The 14,580-nt window shown below is 58.6% G+C and carries 11 protein-coding genes and 1 pseudogene; 8 read left to right on the plus strand and 4 right to left on the minus strand.

The window, feature by feature from the left end:
• Window positions 1-100: 100 nt before the first annotated feature.
• Both qseC and qseB read right to left on the minus strand, forming a co-directional pair.
• Window positions 101-1,450, minus strand: a complete 1,350-nt coding sequence (qseC, locus tag ACR809_RS03460; RefSeq protein ID WP_023285561.1) for a quorum sensing histidine kinase QseC — start codon at window positions 1,448-1,450, stop codon at window positions 101-103.
• Window positions 1,447-2,106 (minus strand): quorum sensing response regulator transcription factor QseB, encoded by a 660-nt coding sequence (gene qseB, locus ACR809_RS03465; protein WP_002916836.1) that lies wholly within the window; start codon window positions 2,104-2,106, stop codon window positions 1,447-1,449. Before qseB ends, qseC begins: the two co-directional genes overlap by 4 nt.
• A gap of 150 nt (window positions 2,107-2,256) precedes the next feature.
• Between qseB and ACR809_RS03470 the strand changes: the two genes are divergently transcribed.
• The 7 genes and pseudogenes from ACR809_RS03470 (at window position 2,257) to ACR809_RS03500 (ending at window position 11,296) form a co-directional block, all read left to right on the plus strand.
• Window positions 2,257-2,652, plus strand: coding sequence for a YgiW/YdeI family stress tolerance OB fold protein (locus tag ACR809_RS03470; RefSeq protein ID WP_002916833.1), 396 nt, complete (start codon window positions 2,257-2,259; stop codon window positions 2,650-2,652).
• A 77-nt stretch (window positions 2,653-2,729) separates the two neighbouring features.
• Window positions 2,730-3,599, plus strand: a complete 870-nt coding sequence (locus tag ACR809_RS03475; protein WP_002916831.1) for an AraC family transcriptional regulator — start codon at window positions 2,730-2,732, stop codon at window positions 3,597-3,599.
• Window positions 3,600-3,720: 121 nt separating this feature from the next.
• A complete protein-coding gene (gene parC, locus ACR809_RS03480; RefSeq protein WP_004181324.1) occupies window positions 3,721-5,979 on the plus strand; it encodes a DNA topoisomerase IV subunit A in 2,259 nt (752 codons plus the stop codon).
• A 191-nt stretch (window positions 5,980-6,170) separates the two neighbouring features.
• The gene (gene plsC / locus ACR809_RS03485) at window positions 6,171-6,908 is read left to right on the plus strand and encodes a 1-acylglycerol-3-phosphate O-acyltransferase (protein ID WP_002916826.1); all 738 of its coding nucleotides are present in this window, start codon (window positions 6,171-6,173) and stop codon (window positions 6,906-6,908) included.
• Window positions 6,909-6,991: 83 nt separating this feature from the next.
• Complete coding sequence (gene ftsP, locus ACR809_RS03490; protein WP_004144547.1) at window positions 6,992-8,404, plus strand: cell division protein FtsP; 1,413 nt, start codon at window positions 6,992-6,994, stop codon at window positions 8,402-8,404.
• Window positions 8,405-8,437: 33 nt separating this feature from the next.
• Window positions 8,438-10,769 (plus strand): annotated as a pseudogene (locus ACR809_RS03495) (YgiQ family radical SAM protein).
• Entirely contained in the window at window positions 10,769-11,296 is a 528-nt protein-coding gene (locus tag ACR809_RS03500; RefSeq protein ID WP_023280567.1) for a GNAT family N-acetyltransferase, read from the plus strand. The pseudogene ACR809_RS03495 and the gene ACR809_RS03500 overlap by 1 nt, the downstream one beginning before the upstream one ends.
• Window positions 11,297-11,331: 35 nt before the next feature.
• Here the strand turns inward: ACR809_RS03500 and dkgA are convergent, their stop codons facing one another.
• Entirely contained in the window at window positions 11,332-12,159 is an 828-nt protein-coding gene (dkgA, locus tag ACR809_RS03505) for a 2,5-didehydrogluconate reductase DkgA (protein WP_002916796.1), read from the minus strand.
• A 145-nt stretch (window positions 12,160-12,304) separates the two neighbouring features.
• Window positions 12,305-13,468 carry an alcohol dehydrogenase gene (gene yqhD, locus ACR809_RS03510; RefSeq protein WP_004144551.1) on the minus strand — a complete coding sequence of 388 codons (1,164 nt, stop codon included), beginning with the start codon at window positions 13,466-13,468 and terminating at the stop codon, window positions 12,305-12,307.
• Between the two features lie 196 nt (window positions 13,469-13,664).
• Here yqhD and ACR809_RS03515 point away from each other — a divergent pair, with 196 nt between their 5' ends.
• Window positions 13,665-14,564, plus strand: a complete 900-nt coding sequence (locus tag ACR809_RS03515; protein ID WP_004144552.1) for an AraC family transcriptional regulator — start codon at window positions 13,665-13,667, stop codon at window positions 14,562-14,564.
• The last annotated feature ends 16 nt before the right edge of the window (window positions 14,565-14,580 follow it).

The raw sequence follows: 14,580 nt of genomic DNA on the forward strand, positions 1-14,580 counted from the left end.
CCCTCATATATGAAAATTTGCCGACGATCTTACCCCGCGAAGCGGGGCAGTAAAATGAGCAAAATGTGCAAAGTCTTTTGCCAAATGAGCAATAATCTCGCTACCAGTACACGCGGGCCTCGAAGCCGCCGTCGCGCGCGTTGGCAAAATCAACCTGCATGCCGTGCAGCGAGGCGATGCGCCGGACGATCGACAAGCCCAGGCCGCTGCCCGGCGCCTCCTGCCCCGGCGGACGATAAAAACGCTCGCCAATGCGCGAGAGCGCCTGCGGGCTAATGCCTGGGCCATTATCGCGCACCCGGAACTCGCGGGCGTTGAGCGTGATATCGACCTGGCTGCCGCGAGGGCTATAGCGTACGGCGTTATCCAGCAGATTGCGCACCAGCAGACTGAGCAGCAGCGGCTGGCCGGTGCGGACGATATGGCTGGCATTAAGATGCAGGCGCAGCTCAATCCCGGACTGCTGCGCCGGGTGATACATCTCCATCACTGCCGACTGCAGCAGATCGGCGATAGCGACCTGCTGCACATCATCCAGTTGGGCGAGCGAGTCCAGCCGCGACAGCGTCAGCAGCTGATCCACCAGTCGGGTGGCGCGATCGATCCCCTGGTGGAGCTGATCCAACGCTTTCTCACGCCCTTCGGGATCGTCCAGGGAGAGTTGGGCGACTTCGGTCTGCACCTTCAGCGCCGCCAGCGGGCTGCGTAGCTCATGGGCGGCATCAGAGGTAAACCGACGCTCGCGCAGCATGGCGTCGTGAGTGCGTCGGAACAGCTGATTCAGCGCTTCGACCAGCGGGCGAACTTCGGCGGGGATCTTCTCCACGCTGAGCGAATCCGCCGAGTCCGGCGCGCGCAGGCGCAGCGTGCGCGCCAGATTTTTCAATGGCGCCAGCTCGCGGCTTAACAGCACGATGAGCAGCACGAACATCAGCGGCAGGGCAACCATCCACGGGGTGAGCTGCGAGGTCACGATATCCATCGCCATTTCGCGCCGGTAATCCCACTCCTGGCCGACGGCGATGCGGTAGCGGCCGTCGGCGGTGGTTAACCACAGGAAACGCCACTCGTCATCGTCGTCACGCAGATAGCCATCGCTGAATCCTTCGCGCTGCGAATTCCACTGAATATCCTCTCCGTTCTCGCCGTCATTAAGCACCATTTTGCCGTTGCGGGTGAAGATGGCGAACGCCAGCGCGTCGTCGTCGATGTGCCCGTGGCGTACCTTTTTCTTTTCCCCGAGCAAGGCGGGCGGGGCGCGCAGTTCATCGAAATGCATGACGCTCAGGCGGCGAGCGAACAGCAGCTGCTGGGTATCGAACAGCTTATCCAGCTTTTTGCTGGTCTGCTGCCAGGCGATAACGCTGGCCATCCCCCAGGCGGCGGTGGTCAGTACGGCAAACAGCAGCGTCAGGCGCAGGCGCAGGCTCAGGCGGGCAAGTCGTTTCATGCGTCACCCAGGGTATAGCCGATGCCGTGGACGGTACGGATAAAGTCGCTGCCGAGCTTGCGGCGCAGATGATGGACGTGAACTTCCACGGCGTTGCTGGAGACCTCGTCGTCCCAGGTGTAGAGCTTTTCCTCGATAAGCTTACGCGGCAATACGCGCCCGGCGTTGCGCATAAGCAGTTCCAGCAGGGCGAACTCCTTCGGCTTCAGCGCCAGGCTTTCGCCGTCGAGGCTGGCGGTTAAGCGGTTCGGATCGAGGATCACCTTGCCGTGGCGCAGTTCGCTGCTGCTCTGGCCGTGCGCGCGGCGGATCAACGCTTCGAGGCGCGCTGCCACTTCAATCAGGGCGAAAGGTTTGCACAGGTAGTCATCGGCGCCCAGGCGCAGGCCCTCCACCCGCTGGCTGAGGGCATCGCGGGCGGTGAGGATCAACACCGGCTCATGGCGGCCTTTATCGCGCCATTCGCGCAGAATATCGAGGCCATCGATGCCGGGTAGGGTGAGGTCAAGGATTGCGGCGTCGTAGGGGGCGCTGTATAAGGCATTTTTGCCCTCCAGCCCGGCGGTAAACCAGTCAATGCTAAAGCCCATTTTGCTCAGCCCGGCTTTGATGCCGTCGCCGATAAGCTTGTCATCTTCCACCAGTAATATGCGCATGTTTCCCTCCGACGATCCCGTTTCTTTGCGCAGTAAACCGCGTTGAAGCGGGTGATGTACAGCATTAAAATTTCTTTTTTCCGCTTAAGAAGTCGTTAAGTTTTGCCGGGCGTAATAGGAGCCATACCAACACAAAAGGGAGAATATAAGATGAAAAAAATTGCTGCGATGACCGCGATTATTGCTTTGGTTTCCATGCCGGTACTGGCCGCCGGGCAGGGAGGATTCACCGGACCGTCGACTACCACTACCACCCAGGCTGGCGGCTTCACCGGGCCGAGCGGCGCGGTGACCACCGTGGCGAACGCCAAGTCGCTGCGTGATGACACCTGGGTGACCCTGCGCGGTAAAATCGTCGAGCGCATCTCTGATGACCTGTATAAATTCCAGGATGCTTCCGGGGTGATCAATGTCGATATCGACCACAAGCGCTGGAACGGCGTGACCGTCGGCCCGCAGGATACAGTAGAAATTCAGGGGGAAGTCGATAAGGACTGGAACTCGGTAGAAATCGACGTTAAACAGATCCGTAAAATCGCGCCATAAGTCTCCGTCGGATAAGCGCAAGATCGGTCAGGAATCGCGATCCTCGCTCTGTCAGAGTATGTCGCGAGGAGGAGACGATGAACGATATTAAGGCCAGCCCGGCGTATGTCGGGCGCTTCCAGCGCGTCTGTAGGTACATTGCGCGCCATCTTGATGAGCCGCTGTCGCTGGAGACGCTGAGCGCGATAGCGCACAGTTCGCCTTACCATTTTCACCGGCAATTTAGCGCCTATACCGGCATTCCATTGTACCGGTATATTCAGTGGTTGCGTCTGCGACGCGCCTGTTGGCGCCTGGCGTTCAACCCCCGCGATAAAGTCATCGATATTGCCCTTGATGCCGGATTTCAGAATGCGGAGTCGTTCAGTCGTGCCTTCCGTACCGCGTTTGACCAAAGCCCGACCCAATTCCGTCAACAACCGGACTGGGCCGAGTGGCATCGACGCGTACCGAAACATACGCTACAGGAGCAAACGTCGATGGACGTCAACATTATTTCGTGCCCCTCCACCCGGATAGCCGTACTGCAACATCGCGGTAGCCCGGACCTTGTCAACGCCACCGCCGCGCGTTTTATCGCCTGGCGTAAGACGAGCGGATTATCGCCCGTCGCCACCAGCGATACCTGGGGGATCGCCTGGGACGATCCGCAGACCACCCCGCAGGAGGCATTTCGTTTTGATATCTGCGGTACGGTCGATCGGCCGGTTGGTGAAAACGCCTTTGGCGTGATTAACGGCGAAATCCCCGGCGGACGCTGCGCCGTCGTGCGCCATCACGGCTCGCTGGACACGCTGGCGAACAGCGTTTGGTTTCTCTATCGCGACTGGTTACCCGCTTCAGGCGAGACGTTACGGGATTTTCCGGTGTACTTCCGTTACCTCAATTTTGTCCATGAGGTGGCTGAGCATGAACTGCAAACCGATATTTATCTGCCGCTGGCCTGATTAAGCGTGACGGAATCCTCAGCCGATCTCACGGCCTGTGACTCAGGGCGTGAGATCGGGTATTATCGCGGGTAGTTTTGCCGTCCGAACGGTCGGTACCCAGATTGAGGATCCACGATTAATGAGCGATATGGCAGAGCGCCTTGCGCTGCATGAATTTACGGAAAATGCTTACCTGAACTACTCCATGTACGTGATCATGGACAGGGCATTACCGTTTATTGGCGATGGCTTAAAACCGGTCCAGCGTCGCATCGTCTATGCGATGTCCGAGCTGGGGCTGAACGCCAGTGCGAAATTCAAAAAGTCCGCCCGCACCGTCGGCGACGTGTTGGGTAAATATCACCCGCACGGCGACAGCGCCTGCTATGAAGCGATGGTGCTGATGGCGCAGCCGTTCTCTTACCGCTATCCGCTGGTGGATGGTCAGGGAAACTGGGGGGCGCCGGACGATCCCAAATCTTTCGCCGCCATGCGTTACACCGAATCCCGCCTGTCGAAGTATGCCGAGCTGCTGCTCAGCGAGCTGGGGCAGGGGACGGTCGACTGGGTGCCAAACTTTGACGGCACGCTGCAGGAGCCGAAAATGCTGCCAGCGCGTCTGCCGAACATCCTGCTGAACGGCACCACCGGCATCGCGGTAGGCATGGCGACCGATATTCCTCCGCACAACCTGCGGGAAGTGGCCAAAGCGGCGATTACGCTGATTGAGCAGCCGAAAACCACCCTCGACGAACTGCTGGATATCGTACAGGGGCCGGATTTCCCGACCGAGGCGGAGATCATCACCTCGCGGGCGGAAATTCGCAAAATCTACCAGAACGGGCGCGGCTCAGTGCGCATGCGCGCGGTGTGGAGTAAAGAGGACGGCGCGGTGGTGATCAGCGCGCTGCCGCATCAGGTCTCCGGCGCCAAAGTGCTGGAGCAGATTGCGGCGCAGATGCGCAATAAAAAGCTGCCTATGGTTGACGATCTGCGCGACGAATCGGACCACGAAAACCCGACCCGTCTGGTGATTGTCCCGCGCTCCAACCGGGTGGATATGGAACAGGTGATGAACCACCTGTTCGCCACCACCGATCTGGAGAAGAGCTACCGCATCAACCTCAATATGATCGGCCTTGACGGCCGCCCGGCGGTGAAAAACCTGCTGGAGATCCTCAGCGAGTGGCTGGTGTTCCGTCGCGATACCGTGCGTCGCCGTCTAAACCATCGGTTAGAGAAAGTGCTGAAGCGCCTGCATATCCTCGAAGGTTTGCTGGTGGCGTTTCTTAATATCGATGAAGTGATTGAGATCATCCGCACTGAAGATGAACCGAAGCCGGCCCTGATGTCGCGCTTTGGCATCAGCGAAACCCAGGCGGAGGCGATTCTGGAATTAAAACTGCGCCACCTCGCCAAACTGGAAGAGATGAAGATCCGCGGCGAGCAGAGCGAGCTGGAAAAAGAGCGCGACCAGCTGCAGGCGATTCTGGCGTCTGAACGTAAGATGAACAACCTGCTGAAAAAAGAGCTGCAGGCCGATGCCGATGCCTTCGGCGACGACCGTCGCTCGCCGCTTCACGAGCGTGAAGAAGCGAAAGCGATGAGCGAGCATGACATGCTGCCGTCTGAGCCGGTGACTATCGTTCTGTCGCAGATGGGCTGGGTGCGCAGCGCCAAAGGACACGACATTGACGCCCAGGGCTTGAGCTATAAGGCGGGCGACAGCTGGAAAGCCTCGGCGAAGGGCAAGAGCAACCAGCCGGTGGTGTTTATCGATACCACCGGACGCAGCTATGCCATCGATCCGATTACTCTGCCTTCCGCGCGTGGCCAGGGTGAACCGCTTACCGGCAAACTGACCCTGCCGCCGGGCGCGACCGTGGAGCATATGCTAATGGAAAGCGACGATCAGAAACTGCTGATGGCTTCCGACGCGGGCTACGGTTTCGTCTGTACCTTCAACGATCTGGTGGCGCGCAACCGTGCCGGGAAAGCGCTAATCACCCTGCCTGACAACGCGCACGTGATGCCGCCGCTGGTGATTGAGGATGAGTCCGATATGCTGCTGGCCATCACCGCCGCCGGGCGGATGCTGATGTTCCCGGTCAGCGATCTGCCGCAGCTGTCGAAAGGCAAGGGCAACAAAATTATCAGCATTCCGGCGGCGGAAGCCGCAGCCGGCCAGGACGGTCTGGCACATCTGTTTGTTCTGCCGCCGCAGAGTACGCTGACCATTCACGTCGGCAAACGGAAGATCAAACTGCGTCCGGAAGAGCTGCAAAAAGTCACCGGCGAGCGCGGCCGCCGCGGTTCGCTGATGCGCGGGCTGCAGAAAATTGACCGCGTGGAAATTGACTCGCCGCGTCGTGCCGCGGCAGGCGATAGCGAAGAGTAAGCGCGTCTCCTCCCGTCTTTGACGGGAGGAGACGAAAAAATGCCGCAAAATCGTTGTTTATTCAGGCGTTGCGATTAACAATGTCCATCATCAGGGACCCAGGAAGAACGGTCCCGGCCTGCGCAGAACTTGTGAGCCTGCCTTCTGCCAGCAGCGAATAATTCTAAGCGGTTTGGGTTTTAGAGGTAGCTATGCTATTCATTTTTCGAGTAATTTTCGTGGTCATTTATTGCATCGTAGTGTGCGTACTTGGCTGTCTGTACTGCTTGTTCAGCCCACGTAATCCAAAACACGTTGCCACTTTCGGCCATCTGTTTGGCCGTTTATCTCCGGTATTTGGCCTCAAGGTAGAGCTACGCAAACCCGCCGACGCGGAAAGCTATGGCAACGCGATCTACATCGCTAACCACCAGAACAACTATGATATGGTGACGGCGTCGAATATCGTGCAGGCTCCGACGGTCACCGTAGGTAAAAAGAGCCTGCTATGGATCCCGTTCTTTGGCCAACTGTACTGGCTGACGGGCAATTTGCTGATTGACCGTAATAACCGAACCAAAGCGCACGGCACTATTGCCGAAGTCGTCAACGCTTTTAAAAAGCGTAAAATTTCGTTCTGGATGTTCCCGGAAGGGACCCGTAGCCGCGGCCGCGGCCTGCTGCCGTTTAAAACCGGGGCTTTTCACGCGGCTATTGCCGCTGGGGTGCCGATTATTCCGGTGTGTGTCTCGAATACATCGAATAAAATAAAGCTCAATCGCTGGAACAACGGTCTGGTGATTGTGGAAATGCTGCCGCCGGTAGATACCACTCAGTTTGGTAAAGACAACGTGCGCGCGCTGGCGACGCATTGCCGCGAGCTGATGGCCGCCAAAATCGCTGATCTGGACAACGAAGTGGCCGAGCGCGAAGCGGCTGGAAAGCAATAAGACAGGAAACGCCGCCAACGCGCGCGTATTGCTGGCGGGAAACGAATTCCCTTTTTCATTTGTCAGTATGTCATGGAGTTAATATGTCACTCAGTCGGCGTCAGTTTATTAAGGCTTCCGGCGTAGCGCTGTGCGCTGGCGCCGCGCCGCTGAAGGCCCATGCCGCCGGCCAGCAGCCTGCGCTGCCGGTTCCGCCGCTGCTGGAATCTCGTCGCGGCCAGCCGCTGTTTCTGACGCTGCAGCGTTCCCACTGGTCGTTTACCCCCGGCACCCGCGCCCCCGTCTGGGGGATCAATGGCCGCTATATGGGGCCGACGATCCGCGTCTGGAACGGAGACGACGTCAAGCTTATCTACAGCAACCGCCTGACGGAGAACGTGGCGATGACCATCCGCGGTCTGCAGGTGCCTGGCCCGCTGATTGGCGGCGCGGCGCGCATGATGTCGCCGAACGCCGACTGGGCGCCGGTGCTGCCTATCCGCCAGAGCGCGGCGACGCTGTGGTATCAGGCCAACACGCCGAACCGGATGGCGAAACAGGTTTACAACGGTCTGGCCGGCATGTGGCTGGTGGAAGACGAGGTCAGCAAGAACCTGCCGATCCCTAACCACTATGGCGTCGATGACTTCCCGGTGATTATTCAGGATAAACGGCTGGATAACTTCGGCACGCCGGAATATAGCGAACCGGGCAGCGGCGGCTTTGTGGGCGACACGCTGCTGGTTAACGGCGTGCAGAGCCCGTATGTTGAAGTGTCGCGCGGCTGGGTGCGCCTGCGCCTGCTGAACGCTTCCAACTCCCGGCGCTATCAGCTGCAGATGAGCGATGGCCGACTGCTGCATGTGATTTCCGGCGATCAGGGATTCCTGCCGGCGCCGGTTTCGCTCAAGCAGCTATCGCTGGCCCCGGGGGAGCGGCGTGAAATTCTGGTCGATATGACTAACGGCGATGAAGTATCCATTACCTGCGGCGAAGCGGCGAGCATCGTCGACCGTATCCGCGGTTTTTTTGAACCGTCAAGCATCCTGGTCTCCACGCTGGTGCTGACGCTGCGTCCGACCGGGCTGCTGCCGCTGGTGACCGACAGTCTGCCGGTGCGCCTGCTGCCGACCGAGCTGCTCTCCGGTACGCCGATCCGCAGCCGGGATATCACCCTTGGCGACGATCCGGGCATCAACGGCCAGCTGTGGGATCCGCAGCGTATCGATATCACGGCGCAGCAGGGGACCTGGGAGCGCTGGACGGTGCGCGCCGACCGCCCGCAGTCGTTCCATATTGAAGGGGTGATGTTCCAGATCCGTAATGTCAACGGCTCGTCTCCTTTCCCGGAAGATCGCGGCTGGAAGGACACCGTGTGGGTCGACGGGCAGGTTGAGCTGCTGGTCTATTACGCTCAACCGTCGTGGCCGCACTTCCCGTTCCAGTATCTGAGTCAGACGCTGGAGCTTGCCGATCGCGGCTCGATCGGCCAGATGCTGGTGAATCCCGCGCCGTAACCTCTTTGACCCTGGCCGGCGCACGGTCAGGGTTTGAGAAAATCCTCCTTCATTTCCACTATCATTCCGGCTTATAATCCACGCCCTTTTGGTTATTTTTTTATCATTTTCCCCGGAAGCAATATGAGCGCAATATCCCTGATCCAACCGGATCGTGACCTTTTTTCCTGGCCGCAATACTGGGCTGCCTGTTTTGGCCCTGCGCCCTTTTTACCGATGTCGCGTGAAGAGATGGATCAACTTGGCTGGGATAGCTGCGACATTATTCTGGTTACCGGCGACGCCTATGTCGACCACCCGAGCTTCGGGATGGCTATCTGCGGCCGCATGCTGGAAGCGCAGGGTTTCCGGGTTGGGATCATCTCCCAGCCGGACTGGAACAGCAAAGACGACTTTATGCGTCTGGGAAAACCGAACCTGTTCTTCGGCGTGACCGCCGGCAACATGGACTCAATGATCAACCGTTACACCGCCGACCGTAAACTACGTCATGACGATGCCTATACGGCGGGTAACGTGGCGGGCAAACGTCCGGACCGCGCTACCCTCGTCTATACCCAGCGCTGTAAAGAGGCGTGGAAAGATGTGCCGGTGATCCTCGGCGGCATCGAAGCCAGCCTGCGTCGTACCGCCCACTATGATTACTGGTCCGACACCGTGCGCCGCTCGGTGCTGGTGGACTCCAAGGCCGATATGCTGATGTTCGGCAACGGCGAGCGTCCGCTGGTGGAAGTGGCTCATCGCCTGGCGATGGGCGAAACCATCGACCAGATCCGCGATGTGCGCAATACCGCCATCATGGTGAAAGAGGCGCTGCCCGGCTGGAGCGGCGTGGACTCCACCCGTCTGGATACGCCCGGTAAAATTGACCCCATCCCGCATCCGTACGGTGAAGATCTGCCGTGCGCCGATAACAAACCGGTCGCGCCGAAAAAACAGGAAGCGAAAAGCATTACTGTGCAACCGCCGCGGCCCAAACCGTGGGAAAAAACCTATGTGCTGCTGCCTTCCTTCGAGAAGGTGAAAGGCGATAAGGTCCTGTACGCTCACGCCTCGCGCATTTTGCACCACGAAACCAACCCCGGCTGCGCCCGGGCGCTGATGCAAAAGCACGGCGAGCGCTACCTCTGGATCAACCCGCCGGCAATCCCGCTCTCCACCGAAGAGATGGACAGCGTCTTCGCGCTGCCGTACAAGCGGGTGCCGCATCCTTCCTATGGCGATGCGCGTATTCCGGCGTATGAGATGATCCGCTTCTCAATCAACATCATGCGCGGCTGCTTCGGCGGCTGTTCGTTCTGCTCGATCACTGAGCACGAAGGACGCATAATCCAGAGCCGTTCTGAGGATTCGATCATTAATGAGATCGAAGCCATTCGCGACACCGTGCCCGGCTTTACCGGGGTGATCTCCGATCTCGGCGGGCCAACGGCCAACATGTATATGCTGCGCTGTAAATCGCCGCGCGCTGAGCAGACCTGCCGCCGTCTCTCCTGCGTCTATCCGGATATTTGCCCGCACATGGATACCAACCATGAGCCGACGATCAATCTTTATCGCCGCGCTCGCGAACTGAAGGGCATCAAGAAGATCCTTATCGCCTCCGGGGTACGCTATGACATCGCGGTCGAAGATCCGCGCTATATCAAAGAGCTGGCGACCCACCACGTCGGCGGCTATCTGAAGATCGCCCCGGAGCATACCGAAGAGGGACCGCTGTCGAAGATGATGAAGCCGGGAATGGGCAGCTACGACCGCTTTAAAGAGCTGTTCGACACCTATTCGAAGCAGGCGGGTAAAGAGCAGTATCTGATCCCGTACTTTATCTCCGCTCATCCGGGCACCCGTGATGAAGATATGGTGAACCTGGCGCTGTGGCTGAAGAAGCATCGCTTCCGCCTCGACCAGGTGCAGAACTTCTATCCGTCGCCGCTGGCGAACTCGACCACCATGTATTACACCGGCAAGAACCCGCTGGGTAAAATTGGTTATAAGAGCGAAGAGGTGGTGGTGCCGAAGGGCGATAAACAGCGCCGTCTGCACAAAGCGCTGCTCCGCTACCACGATCCGGCAAACTGGCCGCTGATCCGTCAGGCGCTGGAGGCGATGGGCAAGAAGCACCTGATTGGCTCCCGTCGCGACTGCCTGGTGCCAGCGCCAACCCTGGACGAAATGCGTGAAGCGCGTCGCCAGAACCGCCATACTCGTCCGGCGCTGACCAAGCACACGCCGATCGCCCATCAGCGCCAGACGCCTGCCGCTGCGGGCGCGAAAAAACGCGTTAAGCCGAAGGCCGTATCACGCTAAGCGGCTGGCCCGGCGGGATCGCTCGCCGGGAACATCTGTGAAAAAAGGAGAGAGGTGATGACGCCGGTCATCCTGTCGCGACAACAACTGGACCAGCTCTGGGAGATAGACCGCAGCGAAATTATCGATACGCTCTACCGTCTCGATAACGGTCAGCTGCGGGCTTATCGGGAATATTATGACGTGCGTGGCTGGGACCCTCACGATCGTCAGGCTTATACTCCGATTCACGAGGCCTGTTACGATCGCGGCGGTATTTTTTTCGCCTTTTTTGACGATGAGCAGATGATTGCCGCAGCGGCGCTGGATACGCTGCCTCGCGGCATGAATGGCGAGCTGCGCCAGCTATTATTCTTTTATGTCGGGGCGGGAAAGCGCGGCCAGGGCTGGGGGCGGCGACTGTTTCAGTATGCCCTGCACCAGCTGCCAGAAATGGGGGCGTCCGGCCTCTATATCTCGTCGATCCCCAACAAAAACACCGTCGATTTTTATCTGGCTCAGGGATGTCGCTTAGCGGATAAGCCCGACCCGGCGCTGTTTGCGCTGGAGCCAGAGGATATTCATCTGGTCTGCGATCGCCTTTAACGCCGAGGCGCTAAAGGCGATGGCAAGAGAGAGCATTATCCGCCGAACTGATCCGGGTCAGGACCGAGACGTTTACCCTGGTCCAGCTTCGCGATCGCTCCCAGCTCATCTTTGTCGAGACGGAAGTCCCAGACGTCAAAGTTTTCCGCGATACGCGACGGCGTGACGGATTTCGGGATCACCACCAGACCGCTATCAAGATGCCAGCGGATGACGATTTGCGCCGGCGTTTTGCCGTACTTATCGGCGAGCTGGTGGATGACTTTTTGATCGAAGACGCCTTCGCCGCCCTGGGCCAGCGGGCTCCAGGATTCGGTCTGGATCTTGTGGGTGGCGTTCCACGCGTGCAGCTGACGCTGCTGCATAAGTGGATGGAGTTCTATCTGATTGATCACCGGGGCGACGCCGGTTTCATCAATCAGCTTCTGCAGATGCGGTACCTGGAAATTACACACGCCAATGCTTTTGGTCAGCCCCTGCTGCTGCAGCTCGATCAGCGCCTGCCAGGCCTCGACGTAATGGCCGATAGCCGGTACCGGCCAGTGGATTAAATAGAGATCCACATAGTCCAGCTTCAGTTTGCTGAGGCTCTCTTTCAGCGCCTCGTGCGGCCGTTTTTGATCGTCGTTCCACAGCTTGGTGGTGATGAAGAGCTCATCGCGGTTGACGCCAGCGCTGTGCAGCGCATTGCCGACGCCGGTCTCATTTTGGTACGCGGCGGCGGTGTCAAAAGAGCGATAACCGACTTCCAGCGCCTTATGAATGGCGGAGACGACTTCCTCGTTGCCAGCTTTCCACACGCCGAGACCCAGCTGCGGCATCAGGTTGCCGTCGTGCAGTTTTATAACGGTTGGATGTGTCATGCCTTCCTCCTGTTAATGAACTCGGCGAAGCAGGATCCGCCGAGGGGTAGCATTAAGTCTGGACGAAATAGCTAAAAACGGTAGTAAAAACACCTCTCCCCGGCGTTTGTTTAACGTAAGGAGAGGTGAATCAGGCGGGGAGCGCTTAGCGTGCAGCCTCGTAAATACGGCGGCTGACGTCCAGGGTGATATCCTGATGTTCGCCAAGTTTAGTCATGCCGTGCTCTTCCAGTTTCGCCAGCAGCGCCGGGATGGAGCTACCGTCGAGACCGTAATCGGAAAGGCGGGTCGGCACGCCCATCTGCTCGAAGAACTGACGCGTTGCGGCGATGGCGGCATCGATACGTTGGTCGTCAGAGCCTTCGGTAATATTCCACACGCGCTCGGCATACTGCAGCAGCTTCTCGCGCTTGGCATCGCGTTTCTCATTCCACAGCGCCGGCAGCACGATAGCCAGCGTCTGGGCGTGATCCAGGCCGTGCATCGCCGTCAGCTCGTGGCCGAGCATATGCGTCGCCCAGTCCTGTGGCACGCCTGCGCCGATCAGGCCGTTCAGCGCCTGCGTCGCCGCCCACATAATATTGGCGCGCACGTTATAGTTCTCCGGTTCCTGCAGGGCTTTCGGGCCATCCTCGATCAGGGTCAGGAGAATGCCTTCGGCGAAACGGTCCTGGATTTTGCCGTCTACCGGGTAGGTCACGTACTGCTCGACGGTATGGACGAAGGCGTCAACCACGCCGTTCGCGACCTGGCGCGGTGGCAGGGTATAGGTATAAACCGGATCGAGGATCGCGAACTGCGGCTGGACGTGCGAAGACATAAACGCGCGTTTGTCGCCGGTGGTTTTCCGCGATATGACCGCGCCTTTGTTGGATTCAGAACCGGTCGCCGGCAGAGTCAGTACCGAGCCCATTGGAATGGCGCTGGCAATTTTGCTGCCATAGGTTTCCAGAATTTCCCACGGATCGATATCCGCGTCGTAGTGGGCTGCTGCAGCGATAAACTTGGTGCCATCCAGCACCGAACCGCCGCCGACCGCCAGCAGGAAGGTCACTTTCTCTTCCCGGGCGAGTTTCACCGCATTCATCAGGGTTTCGTAAGACGGGTTCGGCTCGATGCCGCCAAATTCAAGGACATCCAGGCCATTCAGAGCGGTGAGGACCTGATCCAGGACGCCTGTTTTTTTGACGCTGCCGCCGCCGTAGGTGATCAGTACGCGGGCTTCCGCCGGGATCTGTTCACGCAGCTTTTCAATCGCGCCTTTGCCAAACAGAATGCGGGTTGGGGTATGCAGGTCGAAATTATTCATTGCTTAAGTCCTCCAAAGAGTAAAACCGTCGACAGGGACGATACCGCTGCCCGATGAAGGTTATTGTGGTCCTGGCGCCGTTGACCCTCAATGCACATTTCTGCCGATGTCTTGCCTATTTCTCCATATGGCTGGAGAATTTGTAGCGGCCTGCGCACAATGTACAGGTGAAGAAACATCGGGAGAGACGGTGGCAATGCAACACGCAGAGATATGTCGGACATTAACGGAGAAGATTAACCTGCTGAAAGATAAGCACGAAATGTTAAGTTCGTTGCTGCCTGACGTCCGTTTGCTGTACGGAACGCAACCGGGGCCCCGGACGCCGGTGATGTATCAGCCGGGGATCGTTTTTCTCTTTTCGGGCCATAAAATTGGTTATATCAATGAGCGGACTTTTCGCTACGATACAAACGAATATTTACTGCTGACCGTGCCGCTACCTTTCGAGTGCGAAACCTTTGCCACCCCGGAGGTGCCCCTCGCCGGGATGCGCCTGAACGTCGATATCCTGCAACTGCAAGAGCTGCTGATGGATATTGGCGAAGATCCGCTGTTTCAGCCCGCGGTCGCCTCCAGCGGGATAAACTCCGCGGTACTCTCGGAGGATATTCTGTGCGCTGCCGAACGGCTGCTTGACGTGATGGAGCGGCCGCTGGACGCACGGATCCTTGGCAAGCAAATCGTCCGCGAAATTCTGTATTATGTGCTGACGGGGCCCTGCGGCGGCGCGCTGTTGGCGCTGGTCAGCCGGCAGACCCACTTCAGCCTGATAAGCCGCGTGCTCAAGCATATCGAAAGCCAGTACACCGAAAACCTCAGCGTCGATCGGCTGGCGGCGGAAGCGAATATGAGTGTGTCAGCGTTTCACCATAATTTTAAAGCGGTGACCAGCACATCTCCTTTGCAGTATCTGAAAAACTACCGTTTGCACAAAGCACGAATGCTGATGATCCATGACGGCATGAAGGCCAGCGCGGCGGCGATGCGCGTGGGATATGAAAGCCCTTCGCAGTTCAGCCGCGAGTTTAAGCGCTACTTCGGTTTGACGCCGGGAGAAGACGCCGCGCGTATTCGCACGATGCAGGGGATGTAATACCGGGAAAGGGCGG

This window comes from Klebsiella sp. CD33, from assembly GCF_051992865.1.
Taxonomy (GTDB): Bacteria; Pseudomonadota; Gammaproteobacteria; order Enterobacterales; family Enterobacteriaceae; genus Klebsiella; species Klebsiella pneumoniae.